The sequence below is a fragment of the Pseudomonas sp. Arb-4-2C genome (genome assembly GCF_055755015.1).
Genome location: NZ_CM146899.1, coordinates 5,868,712 through 5,893,565, shown reverse-complemented (window position 1 = coordinate 5,893,565; position 24,854 = coordinate 5,868,712). Strand labels below are relative to the sequence as shown.

Below are 24,854 nucleotides of genomic sequence, written 5' to 3'. Positions count from 1 at the left end.
GCCTTCACTCCCGATGGTCGTGGGTCTGGGTGATACGGCCCTGTTCCACGTGGAACAGAGCGACTGGCGTTTCCGTCTGCCAGCCTTCCCTCAATAATTCGTGATCTACACAGGTGATGAACACCTGGCAGCGTAAGTCTTCCAGCAAACGGCACAGCGCGCGACGGTGGCTCTCGTCCAGCTCGGACGGCAAGTCATCCACCAGATAAATACACTGACCGCGACGGGCCTGGCTCACCAGATGCCCTTGGGCAATACGCAGCGCACAGACCACCAGCTTCTGCTGACCTCGGGACAAGATGTCCGCGGCGTTGTGTGCGCCCAATCTAAGACGCAAATCAGCCCGTTGTGGCCCAGCCTGGGTATGACCCATTTGCTGATCCCGTTGCACGGAGCCAGCCAATACGGCGCTCAATTCCCGGTCTTTGTCCCAGCCTCGGTAATAGCTGAGCGTCAAACCTTCGAGCTCAACCAGTTCGCTCAAGGTTTGTTCAAAGACTGGTTTCAAGGCTTTGATGTAAGCGCGACGGTATTCATCGATTTCAGCGCTGGCCTGGCACAGTTCCCTGTCCCAAACCGCTTGCGAAACGGCGTCAAGTGTACCATGCCGCAGCCAGGAGTTTCTCTGGCGCAAGGCCTTCTGCAAACGCTGCCAGGTCGCCATGAACCGTGGTTCGACGTGGAAAACGCCCCAGTCGAGGAACTGCCGGCGAATCTTCGGCGCACCTTCAAGCAGGCGGAAGCTGTCGGGGTTGATCAACTGCAGCGGCAGGATTTCCGCCAGCTGCGCGGCGCTGCGGGCGTTCTGTCCGTCGATGCGGATCTGGAACTCGCCCTGACGGTCGCGAGATATCCCCAACGCACTGTGCCCACCCTCGGCCAACTCGACCTGACCGAACACGGTGCAGGCGAGTTGTTCGTACTGGATGACCGGCAACAGCCGCGTGCTACGAAACGAACGGGCAAGCCCCAGCAGATGAATGGCTTCCAGAACACTGGTTTTGCCGCTGCCGTTGGCGCCGTAAAGAATGTTGATGCGGGGGGAGGGGGAGAAGGTCACCGGATGCAGATTGCGCACCGCGGTGACCGAAACACGACTTAAGGACATCCAGGGTCAGCTGATTACAGACGCATCGGCATGACAACGTAAGCCGAGTCGTCATTGTCGGACTCTTGCACCAGCGCACTGCTGTTGGAGTCGGACAGGATCAGGCGAACCTGCTCGGTGGTCATCACGCCCAGCACGTCGAGCAAGTAGCTCACGTTGAAGCCGATTTCCAGCGAACCGCCGTTGTATTCAACGCCTACTTCTTCTTCCGCTTCTTCCTGCTCCGGGTTGTTGGCCTGGATCTTCAACTGCCCGCTGGCCAGTTGCAGACGGATACCACGGTACTTCTCGTTGGACAGAATCGCGGTACGGCTGAACGCTTCACGCAGTGCCTGACGGTCACCGAGCACCAGCTTGTCACCGCCTTTTGGCAGAACGCGCTCGTAGTCCGGGAATTTGCCGTCGACCAGCTTCGAGGTGAAGGTGAACTCACCGGTGGTGGCGCGGATGTGGTGCTGACCGAGGACGATGCTGACGTTGCCTTCCGGCTCGGTGAGCAGACGTGCCAGTTCAAGGATACCTTTACGCGGCACGATCACCTGATGGCGATCAGGCTGGCCGATATCGGCTTTCATCGAGCACATGGCCAGACGGTGACCGTCGGTGGCCACAGCACGGATGATGCCTTCGGATACTTCCAGCAACATGCCGTTGAGGTAATAACGCACGTCCTGCTGGGCCATGGCGAAGCTGGTGCGTTCGATCAGGCGACGCAGTTTGCTCTGCTCCAGGCTGCAGGTCAGCGAACCCGGGCCTTCTTCCACCGTCGGGAAATCATTGGCTGGCAGGGTCGACAGGGTGAAGCGGCTACGCCCGGCCTTCACCACCAGCTTCTGCTCGTCGACCTTGATGTCGATCAGCGCGTCGTTGGGCAGGCTCTTGCAGATGTCCATCAGCTTGCGCGCGGGCACGGTGATGGAACCTGTTTCGGCCGGCTCTTCAAGTTGCACGCGACCCACCAGCTCGACTTCCAGGTCGGTACCGGTCAGCGACAGTTGCTGGCCATCGACGACCAACAGCACGTTGGAGAGTACCGGCAAGGTCTGTCGGCGCTCGACGACGCCTGCGACCAGTTGCAGGGGTTTCAACAGGGCTTCGCGTTGAATGGTGAAATGCATGGTCTAGTCCCTTGCCTTAATAAGCTGCGCTGGTGTTCATCAAGTGGTCAGTGTACGCAGCAGGTTCTTGTAGTCCTCGCGGATGTCCGCGTCGGATTCCTTAAGTTCGTTGATCTTGCGGCAGGCGTGCAACACCGTCGTGTGATCGCGTCCGCCAAACACATCGCCGATTTCCGGCAGGCTGTGGTTGGTCAGCTCTTTGGACAATGCCATGGCCACCTGACGGGGACGAGCCACCGAGCGCGAACGGCGCTTGGACAGCAGGTCGGAGATCTTGATCTTGTAGTACTCGGCGACAGTGCGCTGAATGTTATCCACAGAGACCAGTTTGTCCTGCAACGCCAACAGGTCTTTCAGGGATTCGCGAATCAGCTCGATGGTGATGTCGCGGCCCATGAAGTGCGAGTGGGCGATCACGCGTTTCAGCGCACCTTCCAGCTCACGGACGTTGGAGCGAATTCGCTGGGCAATGAAGAACGCCGCATCGTGTGGCAACTCGACTTTGGCCTGGTCGGCCTTCTTCATCAAGATCGCCACGCGGGTTTCCAGTTCCGGAGGCTCGACGGCAACGGTCAGGCCCCAGCCGAAGCGGGATTTGAGTCGCTCTTCAAGGCCTTCGATTTCTTTCGGGTAGCGGTCACTGGTGAGAATGACCTGCTGGCCACCTTCAAGCAGGGCGTTGAAGGTGTGGAAAAACTCTTCCTGCGAGCGCTCCTTGCGGGCGAAGAACTGGATATCGTCGATCAGCAAAGCATCCACCGAACGGTAGAAGCGTTTGAACTCGTTGATCGCATTCAGTTGCAGCGCCTTGACCATGTCAGCCACGAAGCGCTCGGAATGCAGGTAGACGACCTTGGCATTCGGGTTCTTCTTTAACAGGTGGTTACCCACAGCATGCATCAAGTGGGTTTTACCCAGGCCGACGCCCCCATAAAGGAACAGCGGGTTGTAACCGTGCTTGGGATTATCCGCCACCTGCCAGGCCGCCGCACGGGCGAGCTGGTTGGACTTGCCTTCAACGAAGTTTTCGAAGGTGAAGGTGCGGTTCAGGTAACTGGTGTGCTTGAGCGCGCCTTCAACCTGAACAGTGCGCTGTTCGGCGCGAACCGGGGCCTGTTGCGAGGCCGCACCGGCCATCGGATCAAAGCTGTCGCGGGACGGCTCTTCACTGACTTCCTCGGCTTTGTGCGTCGAGCGCTTGCTGGGGGCAGCCGTCGGGGCTGGTGCCGGAGCACTGGCTGGCGCGGCATTGGCCTGAGCCTGAGACGCTTGCGCAGCAGCTAACGGTGCATTCGGCGCGGCACGCGGTGCCGAACTGCGTTTGCTGCCTATTAATAAGGAAAGCGCAGGCGCCATGCCGTTGCCGTGCTCATCCAGCAGTTCAAGGACGCGACCCAGGTACTTTTCGTTGACCCAGTCCAGCACAAAACGGTTCGGTGCGTAGACGCGCAACTCGTCGCCTTCGGCTTCGACCTGTAGTGGACGGATCCAGGTGTTGAATTGTTGGGCAGGCAGCTCCTCGCGCAAAAGCTCCACGCACTGCTGCCAAAGTTCCACTGACACGGATATCCCCTAAGTTGAAAGCCGGTGAGGCAAAAACAAGCGGCCATTGTAGCGGCGAGCGGCCCACTTATCCACATGCAGGTTGTGTGGTGGTCATGATTAATCAATGCGTTAACCGGTAAAAAGGCGACCAACGGTGTGTGAATAAGCTCTGTGGATAACCGCCTCTGAGGGTACTGGACAACTGGGGGTAGAACTCGGTGGATAACCAGCTTGTGGATAACTGCCGTTTCCACACACAGGTTATCCGACAGCGCAGCACAGGCTGAACACGGTTTTCCACTGTAGTTGTCATTCTCTGTACATCAAGCGGAATAAGGGCTCAAACCAGTTATCCACAGAAGATGGCCGCCCTAGCTTTTACAAGCTTTACAGAAAAGCTTTAAATAATTCCCTTCTTTATTTTTATATCTGGCAAACAGGATTTCGGTTCTGGAAGCTCCAGAGATCTATTTATAAGGAAACGCTGGTTGGAAATTGACCTGAAGGCTTGCTTTCTCTAGAATCCCCGGTCTCTTAAAACGGGGGCCATTCCGGCCCGTTGTGGACGAACCAGGTAACACGACATGAAACGTACTTTCCAACCAAGCACTATCAAACGCGCTCGTACCCACGGTTTCCGTGCTCGCATGGCTACCAAGAACGGTCGCGCTGTCCTGTCGCGTCGTCGCGCCAAAGGTCGTGCGCGTCTGGCAGTTTGATAATCCGGTACTGGAGGTGAGTCAGGACTTCAGTCGGGAAAAGCGTCTGCTTACCCCCCGGCATTTCAAGGCAGTCTTTGACTCCCCTACCGGCAAGGTTCCGGGGAAAAATCTCCTGCTCCTTGCGCGCAACAACGACCTTGATCACCCCCGTCTCGGGCTGGTTATCGGGAAAAAGAGCGTAAAGCTCTCCGTCGAGCGCAATCGTCTCAAACGTCTTATGCGCGAATCGTTTCGCCTGCACCAGGATTCACTGGTCGGCTGGGACATCGTTATCGTCGCGCGCAAAGGTTTGGGCGATGTAGAAAACCCCGAATTGATTCAGCATTTCGGCAAACTCTGGAAACGCCTGGCCCGTAACAAGCCAGTTCCAGCAGTCAAAACCGAAACTGTAGGGGTAGACAGTCCAGATGCGTAAACTGGCCCTCGTTCCGATCCAGTTTTATCGCTATGCCATTAGTCCCCTGATGGCTGACCACTGTCGTTTCTACCCCAGTTGTTCCTGCTACGCGTTAGAAGCCATCGAAAATCATGGCCTTCTGCGCGGTGGCTGGCTGACCTTTCGTCGTTTAGGTCGCTGTCATCCGTGGAATCCCGGTGGTTATGACCCGGTTCCACCTATCCCTACCTCCCGTTCTTCTTCGATGGCCGAGTAATCATGGATATCAAACGCACGATCCTGATCGTCGCCCTGGCAATCGTGTCCTACGTTATGGTTCTTAAATGGAACCAGGACTATGGCCAGGCTGCCCTGCCGACTCAGAATGTTGCTTCCAGTACGACTGCATCCGGTTTGCCGGACACCGTTCCTGGCAATAACGCTTCCGCCAGTGACGATATTCCGCGTGCCGCCAGCGATACCAGCGCACCTGTGGAAACTCCGGTCGCTGCCAGCAAGGATCTGATCCAGGTCAAAACCGACGTGCTCGATCTGGCGATCGATCCACAGGGCGGTGACGTTGCGCAACTGACCTTGCCACTGTATCCACGTCGCCAGGACCGTCCGGATGTTCCGTTCCAGCTGTTCGACAACGGCGGCGAGCGCACTTATCTGGCACAAAGCGGCCTGATCGGCACCAACGGTCCGGACGCAAGCCCGGCCGGTCGTCCGGTTTACTCTTCGGAGAAGAAAAGTTATCAACTGGCTGACGGTCAGGACCAACTGGTCGTCGACCTGAAGTTCAGCAAGGACGGTGTCAACTACATCAAGCGTTTCACCCTGAAACGCGGCCTGTATGACGTAACCGTGACCTATCTTGTGGATAACCAGAGCGCTCAGCCCTGGTCCGGTTCGATGTTCGCTCAGTTGAAGCGCGACGCCAGTGCCGACCCTTCGTCGACCACTGCTACAGGTACTGCGACTTATCTGGGCGCTGCTCTGTGGACAAGTTCCGAGCCGTACAAGAAAGTGTCCATGAAGGACATGGACAAAGGTCAGCTCAAGGAAACTGTCACCGGTGGCTGGGTAGCCTGGCTGCAACACTACTTCGTGACTGCATGGGTTGCGCCGAAAGGCGAAAACAACATCGTTCAGACGCGTAAGGACAGCAAAGGCAACTACATCATCGGTTACACCGGCCCTTCGCTGACCGCTGCACCGGGTGCAAAAGTTGAAACCAGCGCCATTCTGTACGCCGGTCCAAAAAGCCAGGCTGTACTGAAAGAGTTGTCCCCAGGTCTGGAACTGACGGTCGACTACGGCATTCTGTGGTTCATCGCTCAGCCGATCTTCTGGTTGCTGCAACACATCCACGCGATTGTGGGTAACTGGGGCTGGTCGATCATCTTCCTGACCATGCTGATCAAAGGGATCTTCTTCCCGCTGTCGGCTGCCAGCTACAAATCCATGGCGCGTATGCGTGCCGTTGCTCCGAAACTGGCTGCACTGAAAGAGCAACATGGCGATGACCGGCAGAAAATGTCGCAGGCCATGATGGAGCTGTACAAGAAAGAGAAGATCAATCCGCTGGGCGGCTGCTTGCCGATCCTCGTGCAGATGCCGGTTTTCCTTTCGCTGTACTGGGTTCTGCTGGAAAGCGTGGAAATGCGCCAGGCGCCGTTCATGCTGTGGATCACCGACCTGTCGATCAAGGATCCGTTCTTCATCCTGCCGATCATCATGGGCGCGACCATGTTCATTCAGCAGCGTCTGAACCCGACTCCGCCGGATCCGATGCAGGCGAAGGTCATGAAAATGATGCCAATCATCTTCACCTTCTTCTTCCTGTGGTTCCCTGCAGGTCTGGTGCTGTACTGGGTTGTGAACAACTGCCTGTCGATTGCCCAACAGTGGTACATCACGCGTAAGATCGAAGCGGCGACGAAAAAAGCCGAGGCGTAACTTACTCTGTGGATAACACCACTCAAAACGCCCCCTAGTGGGGCGTTTTGCTATCTGTCACTTTTGTCTGGATTCCGGTTTATGAGCGCACCTCGTGAAACCATCGCCGCTGTCGCTACCGCTCAAGGGCGTGGCGGTGTCGGCATCGTCCGTATTTCCGGGCCGTTGGCCAGTGTTGCAGCCAAAGCCATCAGCGGCCGCGAACTGAAACCGCGTTACGCTCATTACGGCCCGTTTTTCAGTGATGACCAACAAGTGCTGGACGAAGGTCTGGCCCTGTATTTCCCGGGACCGAACTCGTTCACCGGCGAAGACGTACTGGAACTGCAGGGCCACGGCGGCCCGATCGTTCTGGATATGTTGCTCAAACGTTGTCTGGAACTGGGCTGCCGGCTGGCGCGTCCTGGCGAATTCAGCGAACGTGCGTTCCTCAACGACAAACTCGACCTGGCTCAGGCCGAGGCGATTGCCGACTTGATCGAGGCCAGTTCTGCACAGGCTGCGCGCAATGCCCTGCGCTCGCTGCAGGGCGCGTTTTCCCTGCGTGTGCATCACCTCACCGAACAATTGATCGCTCTGCGCATCTATGTCGAAGCTGCCATCGACTTTCCGGAAGAGGAAATCGACTTTCTTGCCGATGGTCATGTGCTGAACATGCTCGACAACGTACGCGATGAACTGTCCACAGTGCTTCGCGAGGCCGGGCAGGGTGCCTTGTTGCGTGATGGTATGACTGTGGTGATTGCCGGTCGTCCGAATGCCGGCAAGTCCAGCCTGTTGAACGCCCTGGCCGGACGCGAAGCGGCGATCGTTACCGAGATTGCTGGCACCACCCGAGACATCCTGCGTGAACATATCCACATTGATGGCATGCCGTTGCACGTGGTGGATACCGCTGGTCTGCGCGATACCGACGATCAGGTGGAAAAGATCGGCGTTGAGCGCGCGTTGAAAGCAATCACTGAAGCGGATCGCGTGCTGTTAGTGGTCGATGCCACCGCTCCTGAAGCAGCAGATCCGTTTGCGCTGTGGCCGGAATTCCTCGACACCCGTCCAGATCCGGCCAAAGTCACCCTGATCCGCAACAAGGCCGACCTCACGGGTGAAGCGATTGCCCTGGAAGTCAGCGAAGATGGCCATGTCACCATCAGCCTGAGCGCCAAATCGGCCGGTGACGGTCTGGAATTGCTGCGTGAACACCTCAAGGCCTGCATGGGCTACGAGCAAACGTCGGAAAGCAGCTTCAGTGCCCGACGCCGGCATCTCGAGGCCCTGCGGCATGCCAGTGCGGCGCTGGAACATGGGCGCGCGCAGCTGACGTTGGCAGGCGCTGGTGAGCTGCTGGCAGAAGATTTGCGTCAGGCGCAGCAATCCCTGGGAGAAATCACCGGGGCATTCAGTTCCGATGACCTGCTCGGCCGGATCTTCTCCAGCTTCTGCATCGGTAAATAGTTCTTCTGCTGTACACAGGCAGGCCCGTTCGCGGCCTGCCTGCCCCCCCCCCTTTTTCTCCCTACCTTCTTCCAGTGCCGGGCAGATTCCTTCTCCCTGAGCGGATGTTTTGTGCCCGTGTGTTTCTCGCACAGACCTTTTCTGTGGATTAAGCCCTGTGAATAACTGGCAATGAGGTCAGTTGATAACAGGGCTTCAAAACTGGATATAACTGCCTCTGTGGATAACCACCCCATTCATCCACAGGCTTAAACCGGTTATCCAAGGGCCTCATTGGCACCTGATAACAGGGTTTTGAAACTCTGTACACATTGAATAACAAGGGTTGTAGCGATCTATCCACAGAAAGGTCGGTCAGTAAGAATAAACATAAAAACAAAGGTTTTATAAATTTCTCTCTTTTTTATTCTTTTAACTTCGAGTTCTCCACAGCTGGTTAAATTTTGTGCAAAGGGTTCTTTAGGAAGGGCGAAGTCCCTATACTTGTCGACCAGGTCCAGAAACCTGATCTCAAACTATTCCTGAATTACCTACTTAAGCAGGCACGAGGTGCGTGGTGGATTTCCCTTCCCGTTTTGAAGTGATCGTCATCGGCGGCGGTCATGCCGGTACCGAGGCAGCACTGGCCTCAGCACGTATGGGGGCAAAAACCCTGTTGCTGACGCATAACGTGGAAACCCTCGGTGCAATGAGCTGCAATCCGGCCATCGGTGGCATTGGCAAAAGCCATCTGGTCAAGGAAATCGATGCCCTCGGCGGCGCGATGGCCATCGCCACCGATTTGGGCGGCATCCAGTTTCGCGTGTTGAACAGCCGTAAAGGCCCGGCCGTGCGTGCCACCCGTGCGCAAGCCGACCGGATTCTGTACAAGGCCGCTGTCCGCGAAATTCTGGAGAACCAGCCGAACCTGTGGATATTTCAACAAGCCGCCGACGATCTGATCGTTGAGCAGGAACAGGTGCGCGGTGTTGTCACGCAAATGGGTCTGCGGTTCTTCGCTGATTCCGTGGTGTTGACCACGGGGACGTTCCTCGGCGGACTTATCCACATCGGCTTGCAGAATTTTTCCGGCGGTCGTGCCGGTGATCCGCCGTCGATCGCACTGGCTCACCGTCTGCGTGAACTGCCATTGCGTGTCGGTCGCCTGAAAACCGGTACGCCGCCGCGTATCGATGGCAAGTCTGTGGATTTCTCGGTGATGACCGAGCAACCAGGCGATACGCCGATCCCGGTGATGTCGTTCATGGGTAACAAAGAGCAGCATCCACGGCAGGTCAGTTGCTGGATCACCCACACCAACGCCCGCACTCACGAAATCATTGCCGCGAACCTTGATCGTTCGCCGATGTATTCCGCTGCCGGCGAAATCGAGGGCATCGGTCCGCGTTACTGCCCGTCGATCGAAGACAAGATCCACCGCTTTGCCGACAAGGAAAGCCATCAGGTGTTCATCGAACCGGAAGGTCTGACCACCCATGAGCTGTATCCAAACGGGATATCCACAAGCTTGCCGTTCGACGTGCAATTGCAGATTGTGCAATCGATCCGCGGCATGGAAAACGCGCACATCGTGCGTCCGGGTTATGCGATCGAGTACGACTACTTCGACCCGCGCGACCTGAAATACAGCCTGGAAACCAAAGTCATCGGCGGTCTGTTCTTCGCCGGGCAAATCAACGGCACCACCGGTTACGAAGAAGCTGGCGCCCAGGGTTTGCTGGCCGGGGCCAACGCCGCACTGCGCGCCAAGGGCAAAGAAGCCTGGTGCCCGCGTCGCGATGAAGCGTACATCGGCGTGTTGGTCGATGACCTGATCACCCTCGGTACCCAAGAGCCGTACCGCATGTTCACTTCCCGTGCCGAGTACCGCCTGATCCTGCGTGAGGACAACGCCGACCTGCGTCTGACCGAAAAAGGTCGCGAACTCGGCCTGGTCGATGACGCGCGTTGGGCGGCGTTCTGCAAGAAGCGCGAAAGCATCGAACTGGAAGAACAGCGCCTGAAAAGCACCTGGGTTCGCCCAAATACGCAGCAGGGCGATGCGATTGCCGAGAAATTCGGCACGCCGCTGACTCACGAATACAACTTGCTCAACCTCTTGAGTCGTCCGGAAATCGACTACGCTGGTCTGGTCGAAGTGACCGGCAACGGCGCCGAAGATCCCCAGGTCGCCGAGCAGGTCGAAATCAAGACCAAATACGCCGGTTACATCGACCGTCAGCAGGACGAAATCGCCCGTCTGCGCGCCAGTGAAGACACGAAGTTGCCTGTGGATATCGATTACACCAACATTTCCGGTCTCTCCAAGGAGATCCAGAGCAAGCTCGGTGCGACGCGTCCGGAGACGCTTGGCCAGGCTTCGCGGATCCCGGGCGTGACGCCGGCAGCGATTTCGCTGTTGATGATTCATTTGAAAAAACGCGGCGCGGGCCGTCAGTTGGAGCAAAGCGCTTGAGTTCTAAGGTCACTTCGCAACACGCCGAAGAGTTATCCACAGGAGCCCGCGAGCTCGGTGTCAATCTCAGCGCAACCCAGCACGAATTGCTGCTGGGTTACCTGGCCCTGTTGATCAAATGGAACCAGGCCTACAACCTGACAGCGGTGCGCGATCCTGACGAAATGGTCTCGCGTCATTTGCTCGATAGTCTGAGCGTGATGTCGTTCATCGAAAACGGCCGCTGGCTGGATGTCGGCAGCGGTGGCGGCATGCCGGGGATCCCTCTGGCGATCCTGTATCCGGACTCGCAAGTGACTTGCCTGGACAGCAACGGCAAGAAAACCCGCTTCCTGACCCAGGTCAAACTCGAACTCAAACTGGACAACCTGCAAGTTATCCACAGTCGCGTCGAAGCCTTCCAGCCTGCCCAACCGTTCAACGGGATCATTTCCCGGGCATTCAGCAGCATGGAGAACTTCACCAACTGGACTCGCCACCTCGGCGATGCCGATACGCGCTGGCTGGCAATGAAGGGCGTTCATCCGGCCGATGAGCTGGTAGCATTGCCGGCAGACTTCAAACTCGATAGCGAACACGCCCTGGCCGTACCCGGTTGCCAAGGCCAACGCCATCTGCTGATACTGCGCCGCACGGCATGATTGGGAACACAAGCAAGAATGGCTAAGGTATTCGCGATAGCGAACCAGAAAGGTGGTGTGGGCAAGACCACCACCTGCATCAACCTCGCAGCATCCCTGGTCGCGACCAAGCGCCGGGTGCTGTTGATCGATCTCGATCCACAGGGCAACGCCACCATGGGTAGCGGTGTGGATAAACATGGCCTGGAAAACTCGGTGTACGACCTGCTGATCGGCGAATGCGATCTGGCCCAGGCCATGCACTACTCCGAGCACGGCGGTTATCAACTGCTGCCGGCCAACCGCGACCTGACTGCTGCCGAAGTGGTCCTGCTGGAAATGCAGATGAAGGAAAGCCGTCTGCGCAGTGCGCTGGCGCCGATCCGTGAGAACTACGATTACATTTTGATCGACTGCCCACCCTCGCTGTCGATGCTCACGCTCAACGCACTGGTTGCCGCTGATGGGGTCATTATCCCCATGCAGTGCGAATACTTTGCGCTCGAAGGCTTGAGCGACCTTGTGGATAACATCAAGCGCATCGCTGAACTGTTGAACCCGAACCTGAAGGTCGAAGGTTTGCTGCGCACCATGTACGACCCGCGCCTGAGCCTGATGAACGACGTTTCGGCGCAGCTCAAGGAACACTTCGGCGAGCAACTCTACGACACAGTGATCCCGCGCAATATCCGCCTGGCCGAAGCGCCAAGCTACGGTATGCCGGCACTGGCCTACGACAAGCAATCGCGCGGCGCGCTGGCCTACCTGGCCCTGGCGGGCGAGATGGTTCGCCGTCAGCGCAAAAATTCACGTATCGCCGCTGCTCAGCCAACTTAAGGAATCCCCATGGCCGTCAAGAAACGAGGTCTCGGACGTGGACTGGATGCACTGCTGAGTGGTCCGACTGTCAGCGCGCTGGAAGAACAGGCTGCGCAGGCGGATACCCGTGAACTGCAACACTTGCCGCTGGACCTGCTGCAGCGTGGCAAATACCAGCCACGCCGCGACATGGATCCGCAGGCGCTCGAAGAGCTGGCGCAGTCGATCAAGTCTCAAGGTGTGATGCAGCCGATCGTGGTACGCCCGATTGGCGGTGGCCGCTTTGAAATCATCGCCGGTGAGCGCCGCTGGCGCGCGAGCCAACAGGCCGGTCAGGAAACCATCCCGGCCATGGTCCGCGATGTGCCGGATGAAACCGCGATCGCCATTGCGCTGATCGAGAACATCCAGCGTGAAGACCTGAACCCGATCGAAGAAGCGGTCGCCCTGCAGCGCCTGCAGCAGGAATTCCAGCTCACTCAGCAACAGGTTGCCGAGGCTGTGGGTAAGTCCCGCGTGACTGTGGCTAACCTGTTACGGCTTATTGCCCTGCCTGAAGTCATCAAGACCATGCTGTCCCACGGCGACCTGGAAATGGGCCACGCCCGTGCTTTGCTCGGCTTGCCGGACAATCAGCAGGTGGAAGGGGCGCGACATGTTGTCGCACGCGGCCTGACCGTGCGCCAGACTGAAGCACTGGTTCGCCAGTGGTTGAGCGGCAAACCGGAGCCTGTGGAAGCAGCCAAACCCGACCCGGATATCGCTCGCCTTGAGCAGCGTCTGGCCGAGCGCCTAGGCTCTGCGGTGCAGATTCGCCACGGAAAGAAGGGAAAGGGCCAGTTGGTCATCGGTTACAACTCCCTCGATGAGCTTCAGGGTGTGCTCGCACACATCCGCTGAAACATTTCCTCATGTAGCGCGCAGTCGGAAATCACTACCTGACAGTTGAATAGGGGCAGAACCGCCCCTATACTCTGCGCGCATTTTGTCGGCACAAATTATGCCAAGTTATTGAATTCTGGCAGCCGACCATTGGAGAGCAATCGTGATGGAAACCCGCAAGCCAAACCGCCTGCCGTTCCATCGCCTGGCGGTTTTTCCGGTGTTGATGGCTCAATTTGTCATTTTGCTCATTGCCGCTTTGGCGCTCTGGCAATGGCACGGAGTCGTTGCCGGATACTCGGGACTTTGCGGAGGCCTGATAGCCTTGCTGCCCAATGTTTATTTCGCTCACAAGGCATTTCGGTTTTCCGGCGCCCGAGCAGCCCAGTCCATCGTCCGGTCATTTTATGCCGGCGAGGCAGGCAAACTGATTTTGACGGCAGTGCTGTTTGCACTGGTGTTTGCAGGTGTGAAGCCATTGGCGCCGATCGCAGTATTCGGTGCCTTCGTGCTGACTCAGTCGGTCAGCTGGTTCGCTCCCCTGCTGATGAGAACAAGACTTTCGAGACCTTAGGGCGTTTGAGGCAACCATGGCAGAAACAACCGCTTCGGGCTATATCCAGCACCACTTGCAGAACCTGACCTTCGGTCAGCTACCTAACGGCGGCTGGGGCTTTGCCCATTCCGCAGCAGAAGCCAAGGAAATGGGCTTCTGGGCTTTCCACGTCGATACCCTCGGCTGGTCGGTCGCACTGGGCCTGATTTTCGTTTTCCTTTTCCGCATGGCGGCAAAGAAGGCGACTTCCGGTCAACCTGGTGCCCTGCAGAACTTCGTTGAAGTACTGGTCGAATTCGTCGATGGCAGCGTGAAAGACAGCTTCCATGGCCGTAGCCCGGTGATTGCACCGCTGGCACTGACCATCTTCGTCTGGGTGTTCCTGATGAACGCCGTCGACCTGGTACCGGTCGACTGGATTCCTCAGCTGGCCATCCTGATCACCGGCGACCACCACATCCCGTTCCGCGCCGTGTCGACTACCGACCCGAACGCGACCCTGGGCATGGCGTTCTCGGTTTTCGCTCTGATCATTTTCTATAGCATCAAGGTCAAGGGCCTCGGCGGCTTCATCGGCGAACTGACCCTGCACCCGTTCGGCAGCAAGAACATCTTCGTTCAAGCCTTGCTGATCCCGGTGAACTTCCTGCTGGAATTCGTGACCCTGATCGCCAAGCCGATCTCCCTGGCTCTGCGTCTGTTCGGCAACATGTATGCCGGCGAGCTGGTGTTCATTCTGATCGCTGTGATGTTCGGCAGCGGTCTGCTCTGGCTGAGCGGCCTGGGCGTTGTTCTGCAGTGGGCGTGGGCAGTGTTCCACATCCTGATCATCACCCTGCAGGCGTTCATCTTCATGATGCTGACCATCGTCTACCTGTCGATGGCGCACGAAGAAAACCATTAAGAGCAGCCTCGGCTGATCTGATGTCCCTCCCGGTCAAACGGGAGGGGGCTCTTAACCGGGCCTCTGAAACGATTTGTTTTACCGCTTTAATCTAAAAAACCTAAACCATACGACGTAAAAGTCGGGAGGAAAGATGGAAACTGTAGTTGGTCTAACCGCTATCGCTGTTGCACTGTTGATCGGCCTGGGCGCACTGGGTACCGCAATTGGTTTCGGCCTGCTGGGCGGCAAGTTCCTGGAAGGCGCAGCGCGTCAGCCAGAAATGGTTCCAATGCTGCAAGTTAAAATGTTCATCGTTGCCGGTCTGCTCGACGCCGTAACCATGATCGGTGTTGGTATCGCTCTGTTCTTCACCTTTGCGAACCCGTTCGTTGGTCAGATCGCTGGCTAATTACCCGGATTCTTCCGAGTAATTTGATGTGATGGACAACGTAACTGCGAGGTGTTGGCGTGAACATTAATGCGACCCTGATTGGCCAGTCCGTTGCGTTCCTGATTTTTGTACTGTTCTGCATGAAGTTCGTATGGCCTCCGGTCATCGCTGCTCTGCACGAACGTCAAAAGAAGATCGCTGATGGTCTGGACGCTGCCAGCCGTGCAGCTCGCGACCTGGAGTTGGCCCAAGAGAAAGCGGGTCAGCAACTGCGCGAAGCGAAAGCTCAGGCAGCTGAAATCATCGAGCAAGCCAAGAAACGCGGTAACCAGATTGTCGAAGAGGCCGTTGAAAAGGCCCGTGTCGATGCTGACCGTGTGAAGGTTCAGGCTCAAGCCGAGATCGAACAGGAACTGAACAGTGTCAAAGACAAGCTGCGCGCCCAAGTGGGCTTGCTGGCTGTCGGCGGCGCCGAGAAGATCCTGGGTGCCACAATCGATCAAAACGCGCACGCAGAGCTGGTTAACCAACTGGCTGCTGAAATCTAAGCGAGGGCGATCATGGCAGAACTGACCACGTTGGCCCGACCTTACGCTAAGGCGGCCTTCGAGCACGCTCAGGCCCACCAGCAACTGGCCAATTGGTCAGCCATGCTCGGCCTGGCTGCAGCGGTGTCACAAGATGACACCATGCAGCGCGTGCTCAAGGCCCCGCGACTGACGAGCGCAGAAAAGGCCGCCACGTTTATTGACGTGTGCGGCGACAAGTTTGATGCCAAGGCACAGAACTTCATCAATGTCGTTGCCGAAAACGACCGTCTCCCGCTTCTGCCGGAGATTGCCGCTCTTTTCGACCTGTACAAGGCCGAACAAGAGAAGTCGGTAGACGTTGAAGTGACCAGTGCATTTGCATTGAACCAAGAACAGCAAGACAAACTCGCCAAGGTTCTCAGTGCACGACTCAACCGGGAAGTGCGCCTGCAAGTTGCGGAGGATGCTGCCCTTATAGGTGGTGTCGTGATCCGCGCCGGCGACCTGGTTATCGATGGCTCGATTCGCGGCAAAATCGCGAAACTTGCCGAAGCATTGAAATCTTGAGTTTGAAGGGGCAGCAGAGCAATGCAGCAACTCAATCCTTCCGAAATAAGTGAAATTATCAAGGGCCGCATCGACAAGCTCGATGTGACCTCCCAAGCCCGTAACGAAGGCACTGTCGTCAGCGTATCTGACGGCATCGTGCGGATTCACGGTCTGGCCGACGTCATGTACGGCGAGATGATCGAGTTTCCGGGCGGCGTCTACGGTATGGCCCTCAACCTGGAGCAAGACTCCGTAGGTGCCGTTGTACTGGGCGCTTACCAGTCTCTGGCTGAAGGCATGAGCGCCAAGTGCACTGGCCGCATCCTCGAAGTTCCGGTGGGTAAGGAACTGCTGGGTCGCGTAGTCGACGCACTGGGTAACCCTGTTGACGGCAAAGGTCCACTGGGCAACACCGAGACCGACGCGGTCGAGAAAGTTGCACCGGGCGTGATCTGGCGTAAGTCGGTAGACCAGCCTGTACAGACTGGCTACAAGGCTGTCGATGCCATGATCCCTGTCGGCCGTGGCCAGCGTGAGCTGATCATCGGTGACCGTCAGATCGGTAAAACCGCTCTGGCGATCGACGCGATCATCAACCAGAAAGACAGCGGCATTTTCTGCGTCTACGTAGCAATCGGTCAGAAACAATCGACCATCGCCAACGTGGTTCGCAAGCTGGAAGAAAACGGCGCTCTGGCCAACACGATCATCGTGGCTGCCAGTGCTTCGGAATCTCCTGCGCTGCAATTCCTGGCACCGTACTCCGGTTGCACCATGGGTGAATTCTTCCGCGACCGCGGTGAAGACGCGCTGATCGTTTATGACGATCTGTCCAAGCAAGCAGTGGCTTACCGCCAGATTTCCCTGCTGCTGCGCCGTCCACCAGGCCGTGAAGCTTACCCAGGCGACGTGTTCTATCTCCACTCCCGTCTGCTGGAGCGCGCATCCCGCGTTTCGGAAGAATACGTAGAGAAGTTCACCAACGGCGCAGTGACCGGCAAAACCGGTTCCCTGACCGCACTGCCGATCATCGAAACCCAGGCTGGCGACGTTTCCGCGTTCGTTCCGACCAACGTGATTTCCATCACCGACGGTCAGATCTTCCTGGAATCGGCCATGTTCAACTCGGGCATCCGCCCTGCAGTGAACGCCGGTGTTTCGGTATCCCGTGTGGGTGGTGCCGCTCAGACCAAGATCATCAAGAAGCTGTCCGGTGGTATCCGTACCGCTCTGGCTCAGTACCGTGAACTGGCGGCATTCGCCCAGTTCGCTTCTGACCTGGACGAAGCGACCCGTAAGCAACTTGAGCATGGTCAGCGCGTTACCGAGCTGATGAAGCAGAAGCAATACGCACCTATGTCGATCGCTGACATGGCGCTGTCGCTGTATGCCGCTGAGCGTGGGTTCCTGACTGACATTGAAATCGCCAAGATCGGCAGCTTCGAACAAGCGCTGATTGCTTTCTTCAACCGCGATCACGCCGATTTGATGGCCAAGATCAACGTTAAAGGTGACTTCAATGACGAAATCGACGCTGGCATGAAAGCCGGTATCGAGAAGTTCAAGGCCACCCAAACCTGGTAAGCCGCAGCGGGAGCCGCGAGGCTCCCGCTTGCTAACCTGATAGGTGTTACATGGCAGGCGCAAAAGAGATTCGCAGTAAGATTGCGAGCATCAAAAGCACGCAAAAGATTACCAGCGCCATGGAAAAAGTGGCGGTCAGCAAAATGCGCAAGGCACAAATGCGCATGGCTGCTAGCCGTCCTTATGCGGAGCGTATCCGCCAGGTTATTGGGCATCTGGCCAACGCCAACCCGGAATACCGCCACCCGTTCATGATCGACCGCGCTATCAAGCGTGTGGGTTATGTCGTTGTGAGCAGTGACCGTGGTCTGTGCGGCGGCTTGAATACCAACCTGTTCAAGGCCCTGGTCAAGGACATGGCGGTAAACCGCGAAAACGGCGTCGAGATTGATCTGTGTGTTGTTGGTAGCAAGGGTGCGGCCTTTTTCCGCAACTTCGGCGGTAACGTCGTTGCAGCTATCAGCCACCTGGGTGAAGAGCCGTCGATCAATGATCTGATTGGCAGCGTCAAGGTGATGCTGGATGCCTACCTGGACGGCCGTATTGACCGCCTGTCCGTGGTGTCCAACAAATTCATCAACACCATGACGCAACAGCCTACCGTGGAGCAATTGATTCCACTGGTGGCAACCCCGGATCAGGATCTCAAGCACCACTGGGACTATCTCTACGAACCGGATGCCAAAGAGCTGCTTGACGGCTTGATGGTCCGCTACGTTGAGTCGCAGGTCTACCAGGCGGTGGTCGAGAACAACGCGGCTGAACAAGCTGCGCGGATGATCGCGATGAAGAACGCTACCGACAACGCCGGTGATTTGATCAGCGATTTGCAGCTGATCTACAACAAGGCGCGTCAGGCTGCGATCACCCAAGAGATCTCGGAAATCGTCGGCGGCGCTGCCGCGGTTTAACGGTTCAAATATTCAGAGGATCCAGCTATGAGTAGCGGACGTATCGTTCAAATCATCGGCGCCGTTATCGACGTGGAATTTCCACGCGACAGCGTACCGAGCATCTACAACGCGCTGACAGTTCAAAGCGCGGCCGCAACCACTCTGGAAGTTCAGCAGCAGCTGGGCGACGGCGTGGTTCGCACCATTGCGATGGGTTCCACCGAGGGCTTGAAGCGCGGTCTGGAAGTTACCGACTCTGGCGCAGCCATCTCCGTACCGGTCGGTAAAGCGACCCTGGGCCGGATCATGGACGTCCTCGGTAACCCGATCGACGAAGCGGGTCCGATCGACACCGAAGAGCGTTGGGGCATTCACCGTCCAGCGCCTTCGTTCGCTGAGCAAGCAGGCGGCAACGACCTGCTGGAAACCGGCATCAAGGTTATCGACCTGGTTTGCCCGTTTGCCAAAGGCGGTAAAGTCGGTCTGTTCGGTGGTGCCGGTGTAGGCAAAACCGTAAACATGATGGAACTGATCCGTAACATCGCCATCGAGCACAGCGGTTATTCCGTGTTCGCCGGTGTGGGTGAGCGTACTCGTGAGGGTAACGACTTCTACCACGAGATGAAGGACTCCAACGTTCTGGACAAAGTGGCACTGGTTTACGGTCAGATGAACGAGCCGCCGGGTAACCGTCTGCGCGTAGCACTGACCGGCCTGACCATGGCCGAGAAGTTCCGTGACGAAGGTAACGACGTTCTGCTGTTCGTCGACAACATCTATCGTTACACCCTGGCCGGTACTGAAGTATCCGCACTGCTGGGCCGTATGCCTTCGGCAGTAGGTTACCAGCCGACTCTGGCTGAAGAGATGGGCGTTCTGCAAGAACGTATCACTTCGACCAAAGAAGGTTCGATCACCTCGATCCAGGCGGTATACGTACCTGCGGACGACTTGACCGACCCGTCGCCAGCGACCACCTTCGCCCACTTGGACGCCACCGTCGTTCTGTCCCGTGACATCGCTTCCCTGGGTATCTACCCAGCGGTAGATCCACTGGATTCGACTTCGCGCCAGCTGGACCCGAACGTAATCGGCCAGGACCACTACGACACCGCTCGCGGCGTTCAGTACGTTCTGCAACGTTACAAAGAGCTGAAGGACATCATCGCGATCCTGGGTATGGACGAGCTGTCGGAAGCCGACAAGCAGTTGGTAAACCGTGCTCGTAAGATCCAGCGCTTCTTGTCGCAGCCGTTCTTCGTGGCTGAAGTCTTCACCGGTGCTTCGGGTAAATACGTTTCCCTGAAAGACACCATTGCTGGCTTCAAAGGCATCCTCAACGGTGACTACGACCACCTGCCAGAACAAGCGTTCTACATGGTTGGCGGCATCGAAGAAGCGATCGAGAAAGCCAAGAAACTGTAATCCCGGCGCCCGGCAACGGGCGCTAATTTAGGTTGAGGCAATCAGATGGCTATGACAGTCCATTGCGATATCGTCAGCGCGGAAGGGGAAATCTTTTCCGGCCTGGTCGAGATGGTGATTGCGCACGGTGCACTGGGTGATCTTGGTATCGCTCTGGGTCACGCGCCGCTGATCACTAATCTGAAGCCAGGTCCGATCCGCCTGATCAAGCAAGGCGGGGAAGCCGAGGTGTTCTACATCTCCGGTGGTTTCCTCGAGGTTCAGCCGAACATGGTCAAGGTGCTTGCCGATACCGTGCAACGTGCCGCCGACCTGGATGAAGCTCAGGCTCAAGCAGCTCTCAAGGCTGCCGAAGCTGCTCTGCATGAGAAGAGCGCAGATTTCGATTACGGAGCTGCGTCCGCACGTCTGGCCGAGGCTGCAGCTCAGCTGCGCACCGTCCAGCAGATCCGCAAGAAGTTTGGCGGTTAATCCGTCAGCCACTTGTTGTGCGATTGATAAAAAAGGGTAGCCTCGGCTACCCTTTTTTCTTTTCCGAATTCCCAAAACCCGGTCGCAGTAGCTGACCACCCAGGATTGGTAGCCAGTCATGTCTCTCGAAATCGTTATTCTCGCGGCCGGTCAAGGCACCCGTATGCGTTCGGCGCTGCCGAAGGTTTTGCACCCGGTTGCCGGCAATTCCATGCTTGGTCATGTTATCCACAGCGCACGCCAACTTGATCCGCAGCGTATCCATGTGGTCATTGGCCATGGTGCGGATGTGGTGCGCGAGCGCCTGGCTGCTGATGATCTGAATTTTGTACTGCAAGACAAGCAACTGGGTACCGGTCACGCCACCGCCCAGGCCGTGCCGTTCATCACCGCCGACACCGTGCTGATTCTCTACGGTGACGTGCCGCTGATCGAAGTTGAAACCCTGCAGCGCCTGCTCAAGCATGTTGTGCCGGGACAAATGGGGCTGTTGACCGTTGAGCTGGAAGACCCGACCGGTTATGGCCGTATCGTGCGCGACGCGGACGGCAAGGTTGCCGCGATTGTCGAGCACAAGGACGCCAGCGAAGCCCAGCGCGCAATCACCGAAGGTAACACCGGTATCCTCGCCGTCCCGGCCAATCATCTGGCCGACTGGATGAGTCGCCTGTCGAACAACAATGCACAGGGCGAGTACTACCTGACCGACGTGATTGAAATGGCGGTCAATGACGGCCTGGTGGTTGCCACCGAGCAACCGCATGACGCGATGGAAGTGCAGGGCGCCAACGATCGCAAGCAACTGTCGGAACTGGAGCGCCATTACCAGTTGCGCGCTGGTCGCCGGTTGATGGCACAGGGCGTGACCCTGCGTGACCCGGCGCGTTTCGATGTACGCGGCGAAGTGACCGTTGGTCGCGATGTGCTGATCGACGTCAACGTGATCTTCGAAGGCAACGTTGTTATCGAGGACGACGTGGTGATCGGTCCGAACTGCGTGATCAAGGACAGCACCCTGCGCAAAGGTGTGGTGATCAAGGCCAACAGCCACATTGAAGGGGCGATTCTCGGCGAGGGCAGCGATGCCGGTCCGTTCGCCCGTCTGCGTCCGGGCACCGTGCTCGAAGCGCGTGCGCATGTGGGTAACTTCGTCGAACTGAAAAACGCGCGCATGGGCGAGGGTGCCAAGGCCGGACACCTGACCTATCTGGGCGACGCCGAAATCGGTGCGCGCACCAACATCGGCGCCGGCACCATCACCTGCAATTACGATGGCGCCAACAAATGGAAAACCGTGTTGGGCGAAGATGTGTTCATCGGTTCCAACAATTCGTTGGTGGCGCCTGTGGATATCTCCGACGGTGCGACGACGGCAGCCGGTTCGACCATCACGCAGAATGTGGATAAAGCGCAGTTGGCCGTCGGTCGGGCGCGGCAGAAAAATATCGATGGCTGGAAGCGGCCGGAGAAGATCAAGAAGAGCTGAGTTATCCACAGCGCTTCAATCTGAAAGATCGCTGCCCACGGGCAGCGATTTTTTTTCATCGGTGGCTTGACGGTTTTGCTTCGATAGGTTTTGATTGCTTTCATTATCTTTCGAATCGAAACTTATCGCGCCATGTCGAAACGCAATACACCCCAACGTCGCCACAACATTCTGGCTCTGCTCTCCGAGCAGGGTGAAGTGAGTGTCGACGAACTCGCCAAGCGTTTCGAAACCTCGGAAGTGACGATTCGCAAGGATTTGGCCGCGTTGGAAAGTCACGGTCTGTTGCTGCGTCGGTATGGCGGGGCGATCACCATGCCTCAGGAATTGGTGGCCGACGTCAGTCAGAACGTTTCCAAATACAAACAGGCAATTGCCCGCGCTGCCGTCAAACGCATTCGCGAGCACGCCAGGATCATCATCGACAGCGGTAGCACTACCGCCGCCATGATCCCCGAACTTGGCCAGCAACCGGGTCTGGTGGTCATGACCAACTCCCTGCACGTTGCCAACGCCTTGAGCGAGCTCGAACACGAGCCGGTGCTGTTGATGACCGGCGGCACCTGGGATCCCCATTCGGAATCCTTTCAGGGCCAGGTCGCCGAGCAGGTACTACGCTCTTACGACTTCGATCAATTGTTCATCGGTGCCGACGGCATCGATCTGGTGCGTGGCACCACGACCTTCAATGAGTTGCTCGGCCTGAGCCGGGTGATGGCGGAAGTGGCGCGGGAAGTGATCGTGATGGTCGAGGCCGACAAGATCGGCCGCAAGATTCCAAACCTGGAGCTGCCGTGGAGCAGTGTCCATACCCTAATCACCGATGATCGCCTGCCGCAGGAGGCACGGGATCAGATTCAGGCTCGCGGTATCAATTTGATTTGCGCGACGGTCAGTCAGGAGAAATAAGCATGTGTGGAATTGTCGGCGCGGTAGCTGAACGTAATATCACCGCCATCCTGGTCGAAGGCCTCAAGCGCCTAGAATACCGGGGTTATGACAGTGCCGGTGTGGCGGTGTACACCAATGACGGCACGCTGGAACGCACCCGTCGCGTGGGTAAGGTCAGTGAACTGGACGCAGCCCTGGCTGAACATCCGCTGATTGGCCGTCTCGGTATCGCCCACACCCGTTGGGCAACTCACGGTGCGCCGAGCGAACGCAACGCCCACCCGCATTTCTCCGGCAACGTCGCGGTGGTGCACAACGGCATCATCGAAAACCATGATGCGCTGCGTGAGCAACTCAAGGCGCAGGGTTACGTGTTCTCTTCCGACACCGACACCGAAGTCATCGCCCACCTGCTGACCGAAAAACTCAAGGCGCTGCCGGACCTGTCCGACGCGCTGAAGGCAACCGTCAAGGAACTGCATGGCGCCTACGGTCTGGCGGTCATCCATGCGCTGCAACCGGATCGTCTGGTCGCGGCTCGCAGCGGCAGCCCGCTGGTGATCGGCCTGGGCCTGGGCGAAAACTTCCTCGCCTCCGATCAACTTGCCCTGCGTCAGGTCACTGACCGTTTCATGTACCTGGAAGAGGGCGATATCGCCGAAATCCAGCGTGACAAGGTGCAGATCTGGGACGTGACCGGCAAAGCCGTCGAGCGCCAGACCGTGCAGTACACCGACGGTGCCGAAGCCGCCGACAAAGGCGAGTTCCGCCACTACATGCTCAAGGAAATCCACGAGCAGCCTGCCGTGGTTCAACGCACCCTCGAAGGTCGTCTGAGCGAGAATCAGGTCTTGGTACAAGCCTTTGGTCCGCAGGCCGCCGAGCTGTTCGCCAAGGTGCGCAATGTGCAGATCGTCGCGTGCGGCACCAGTTATCACGCAGGCATGGTTGCCCGTTACTGGCTCGAAGAGCTGGCCGGTATTCCGTGTCAGGTCGAAGTCGCCAGCGAATTCCGCTACCGCAAGGTGGTGGTGCAGCCGGACACGCTGTTTGTCACCATCTCCCAGTCCGGCGAAACCGCTGACACCCTGGCGGCCCTGCGCAACGCCAAGGAGCTGGGCTTCCTCGGCAGCCTGGCAATCTGCAACGTCGGCATCAGTTCGCTGGTGCGTGAATCCGACCTGACCCTGTTGACCCAGGCCGGTCGCGAAATCGGCGTGGCCTCGACTAAGGCGTTCACCACGCAACTGGTCGGCCTGCTGCTGCTGACCCTGTCCCTGGGCCAGGTGCGTCGCACTCTGGAAAAAGGCGTTGAAGCCCGACTGGTCGAAGAACTGCGTCGCCTGCCAACTCGCTTGGGCGAAGCGCTGGCCATGGACAGCACCGTGGAAAAAATCGCCGAACTGTTCGCCGACAAGAACCACACCCTGTTCCTCGGTCGTGGTGCGCAATACCCGGTAGCGATGGAAGGGGCTTTGAAGCTCAAGGAAATCTCTTACATCCACGCCGAAGCCTACCCGGCCGGCGAACTGAAGCATGGCCCGCTGGCGCTTGTGGATAACGACATGCCAGTGGTGACCGTGGCGCCGAACAACGAACTGCTCGAGAAGCTCAAGTCCAACCTGCAGGAAGTCCGCGCCCGCGGCGGCGAACTGATCGTGTTCGCCGACGAGAAGGCCGGGATGACCAACGGCGAAGGCACCCACGTGGTGCAGATGCCGCACATCCACGACATCCTCTCGCCGATCCTCTACACCATTCCGTTGCAACTGCTGTCGTACTACGTCGCTGTGCTCAAGGGCACCGACGTGGATCAGCCGCGCAATCTGGCGAAGTCGGTGACGGTGGAATAATTTATCCACACGGGTAACCTGCAATAATCAGTCACAGCCTGGAGGCCCGTTGGGGTCTCCAGGCTGTGGCATGTTCCCCACTTTTTGTTACCGAACACCCCAGCGCGGCGCAACGCCACGCTTCTGTAACAGTCTCCCGCCGCTCAAAACACCCCCCGCAAAAAAACTGAAACACGCCAAAACCCTTGATTTTGTTGCTCTCCAGCCGTGTCCACGGTTCTTGTTGGAGGACTTCTCGGCAAGTTGGCCGTTCAATTGCATATGCTTGTATGTACAAGTA

24 protein-coding genes are annotated in these 24,854 nt (G+C 57.7%); 21 read left to right on the top strand and 3 right to left on the bottom strand.

Features of this window, described 5'->3' with window-relative positions; all coding sequences use genetic code 11:
* Nucleotides 1–4: 4 nt before the first annotated feature.
* From recF to dnaA, 3 genes are read right to left on the bottom strand one after another with little or no spacing between them, the layout of a single operon-like run.
* A complete protein-coding gene (recF, locus tag AC0J41_RS26750) occupies nt 5–1,108 on the bottom strand; it encodes a DNA replication/repair protein RecF (RefSeq protein WP_003220208.1) in 1,104 nt (367 codons plus the stop codon).
* Nucleotides 1,109–1,122: 14 nt separating this feature from the next.
* Nucleotides 1,123–2,226 carry a DNA polymerase III subunit beta gene (dnaN, locus tag AC0J41_RS26745; protein WP_025112254.1) on the bottom strand — a complete coding sequence of 368 codons (1,104 nt, stop codon included), beginning with the start codon at nt 2,224–2,226 and terminating at the stop codon, nt 1,123–1,125.
* A 39-nt stretch (nt 2,227–2,265) separates the two neighbouring features.
* Nucleotides 2,266–3,789, bottom strand: a complete 1,524-nt coding sequence (gene dnaA / locus AC0J41_RS26740) for a chromosomal replication initiator protein DnaA (RefSeq protein WP_473014029.1) — start codon at nt 3,787–3,789, stop codon at nt 2,266–2,268.
* Nucleotides 3,790–4,355: 566 nt separating this feature from the next.
* On the opposite strand from dnaA, the gene rpmH reads away from it, so the two are divergent.
* From rpmH to glmS, 21 genes are all read left to right on the top strand, one after another.
* Nucleotides 4,356–4,490, top strand: coding sequence for a 50S ribosomal protein L34 (gene rpmH, locus AC0J41_RS26735; RefSeq protein ID WP_003213577.1), 135 nt, complete (start codon nt 4,356–4,358; stop codon nt 4,488–4,490).
* Nucleotides 4,491–4,506: 16 nt separating this feature from the next.
* Nucleotides 4,507–4,908 carry a ribonuclease P protein component gene (gene rnpA, locus AC0J41_RS26730; protein WP_011336726.1) on the top strand — a complete coding sequence of 134 codons (402 nt, stop codon included), beginning with the start codon at nt 4,507–4,509 and terminating at the stop codon, nt 4,906–4,908.
* The gene (gene yidD, locus AC0J41_RS26725; protein ID WP_010565858.1) at nt 4,901–5,146 is read left to right on the top strand and encodes a membrane protein insertion efficiency factor YidD; all 246 of its coding nucleotides are present in this window, start codon (nt 4,901–4,903) and stop codon (nt 5,144–5,146) included. The genes rnpA and yidD overlap by 8 nt, the downstream gene beginning before the upstream one ends.
* Nucleotides 5,147–5,148: 2 nt before the next feature.
* The gene (gene yidC / locus AC0J41_RS26720; RefSeq protein ID WP_025112252.1) at nt 5,149–6,831 is read left to right on the top strand and encodes a membrane protein insertase YidC; all 1,683 of its coding nucleotides are present in this window, start codon (nt 5,149–5,151) and stop codon (nt 6,829–6,831) included.
* An 81-nt stretch (nt 6,832–6,912) separates the two neighbouring features.
* The gene (mnmE, locus tag AC0J41_RS26715) at nt 6,913–8,283 is read left to right on the top strand and encodes a tRNA uridine-5-carboxymethylaminomethyl(34) synthesis GTPase MnmE (RefSeq protein ID WP_473014028.1); all 1,371 of its coding nucleotides are present in this window, start codon (nt 6,913–6,915) and stop codon (nt 8,281–8,283) included.
* A 556-nt stretch (nt 8,284–8,839) separates the two neighbouring features.
* Nucleotides 8,840–10,738: a tRNA uridine-5-carboxymethylaminomethyl(34) synthesis enzyme MnmG gene (gene mnmG, locus AC0J41_RS26710; RefSeq protein WP_025112250.1), complete on the top strand. Its 1,899-nt coding sequence runs from the start codon at nt 8,840–8,842 to the stop codon at nt 10,736–10,738.
* Nucleotides 10,735–11,379 carry a 16S rRNA (guanine(527)-N(7))-methyltransferase RsmG gene (gene rsmG, locus AC0J41_RS26705; RefSeq protein WP_473014027.1) on the top strand — a complete coding sequence of 215 codons (645 nt, stop codon included), beginning with the start codon at nt 10,735–10,737 and terminating at the stop codon, nt 11,377–11,379. Before mnmG ends, rsmG begins: the two co-directional genes overlap by 4 nt.
* 18 nt (nt 11,380–11,397) lie before the next feature.
* A complete protein-coding gene (locus AC0J41_RS26700) occupies nt 11,398–12,195 on the top strand; it encodes a ParA family protein (protein WP_003229787.1) in 798 nt (265 codons plus the stop codon).
* Nucleotides 12,196–12,204: 9 nt separating this feature from the next.
* Nucleotides 12,205–13,077 carry a ParB/RepB/Spo0J family partition protein gene (locus tag AC0J41_RS26695; RefSeq protein ID WP_003229785.1) on the top strand — a complete coding sequence of 291 codons (873 nt, stop codon included), beginning with the start codon at nt 12,205–12,207 and terminating at the stop codon, nt 13,075–13,077.
* Between the two features lie 148 nt (nt 13,078–13,225).
* Nucleotides 13,226–13,633 carry a F0F1 ATP synthase subunit I gene (locus AC0J41_RS26690; RefSeq protein WP_003229783.1) on the top strand — a complete coding sequence of 136 codons (408 nt, stop codon included), beginning with the start codon at nt 13,226–13,228 and terminating at the stop codon, nt 13,631–13,633.
* A 16-nt stretch (nt 13,634–13,649) separates the two neighbouring features.
* On the top strand, nt 13,650–14,519 hold the full coding sequence (atpB, locus tag AC0J41_RS26685) for a F0F1 ATP synthase subunit A (protein WP_025112248.1): 870 nt from the start codon (nt 13,650–13,652) through the stop codon (nt 14,517–14,519).
* A 133-nt stretch (nt 14,520–14,652) separates the two neighbouring features.
* Entirely contained in the window at nt 14,653–14,910 is a 258-nt protein-coding gene (gene atpE / locus AC0J41_RS26680; RefSeq protein ID WP_003097235.1) for a F0F1 ATP synthase subunit C, read from the top strand.
* Nucleotides 14,911–14,969: 59 nt separating this feature from the next.
* Nucleotides 14,970–15,440 carry a F0F1 ATP synthase subunit B gene (locus AC0J41_RS26675; protein ID WP_007954149.1) on the top strand — a complete coding sequence of 157 codons (471 nt, stop codon included), beginning with the start codon at nt 14,970–14,972 and terminating at the stop codon, nt 15,438–15,440.
* Nucleotides 15,441–15,452: 12 nt separating this feature from the next.
* On the top strand, nt 15,453–15,989 hold the full coding sequence (locus tag AC0J41_RS26670; RefSeq protein WP_007911956.1) for a F0F1 ATP synthase subunit delta: 537 nt from the start codon (nt 15,453–15,455) through the stop codon (nt 15,987–15,989).
* Between the two features lie 21 nt (nt 15,990–16,010).
* The gene (gene atpA, locus AC0J41_RS26665; protein ID WP_016984064.1) at nt 16,011–17,555 is read left to right on the top strand and encodes a F0F1 ATP synthase subunit alpha; all 1,545 of its coding nucleotides are present in this window, start codon (nt 16,011–16,013) and stop codon (nt 17,553–17,555) included.
* Nucleotides 17,556–17,605: 50 nt separating this feature from the next.
* Nucleotides 17,606–18,466 carry a F0F1 ATP synthase subunit gamma gene (atpG, locus tag AC0J41_RS26660; protein ID WP_008084419.1) on the top strand — a complete coding sequence of 287 codons (861 nt, stop codon included), beginning with the start codon at nt 17,606–17,608 and terminating at the stop codon, nt 18,464–18,466.
* Between the two features lie 27 nt (nt 18,467–18,493).
* Nucleotides 18,494–19,873: a F0F1 ATP synthase subunit beta gene (atpD, locus tag AC0J41_RS26655; protein WP_025112247.1), complete on the top strand. Its 1,380-nt coding sequence runs from the start codon at nt 18,494–18,496 to the stop codon at nt 19,871–19,873.
* Between the two features lie 45 nt (nt 19,874–19,918).
* Nucleotides 19,919–20,344, top strand: coding sequence for a F0F1 ATP synthase subunit epsilon (locus AC0J41_RS26650; RefSeq protein ID WP_007954164.1), 426 nt, complete (start codon nt 19,919–19,921; stop codon nt 20,342–20,344).
* Between the two features lie 118 nt (nt 20,345–20,462).
* Nucleotides 20,463–21,830, top strand: coding sequence for a bifunctional UDP-N-acetylglucosamine diphosphorylase/glucosamine-1-phosphate N-acetyltransferase GlmU (gene glmU, locus AC0J41_RS26645; RefSeq protein ID WP_473014026.1), 1,368 nt, complete (start codon nt 20,463–20,465; stop codon nt 21,828–21,830).
* A 132-nt stretch (nt 21,831–21,962) separates the two neighbouring features.
* A complete protein-coding gene (locus AC0J41_RS26640) occupies nt 21,963–22,739 on the top strand; it encodes a DeoR/GlpR family DNA-binding transcription regulator (RefSeq protein WP_025112245.1) in 777 nt (258 codons plus the stop codon).
* A gap of 2 nt (nt 22,740–22,741) precedes the next feature.
* On the top strand, nt 22,742–24,574 hold the full coding sequence (gene glmS, locus AC0J41_RS26635) for a glutamine--fructose-6-phosphate transaminase (isomerizing) (RefSeq protein ID WP_473014025.1): 1,833 nt from the start codon (nt 22,742–22,744) through the stop codon (nt 24,572–24,574).
* The last annotated feature ends 280 nt before the right edge of the window (nt 24,575–24,854 follow it).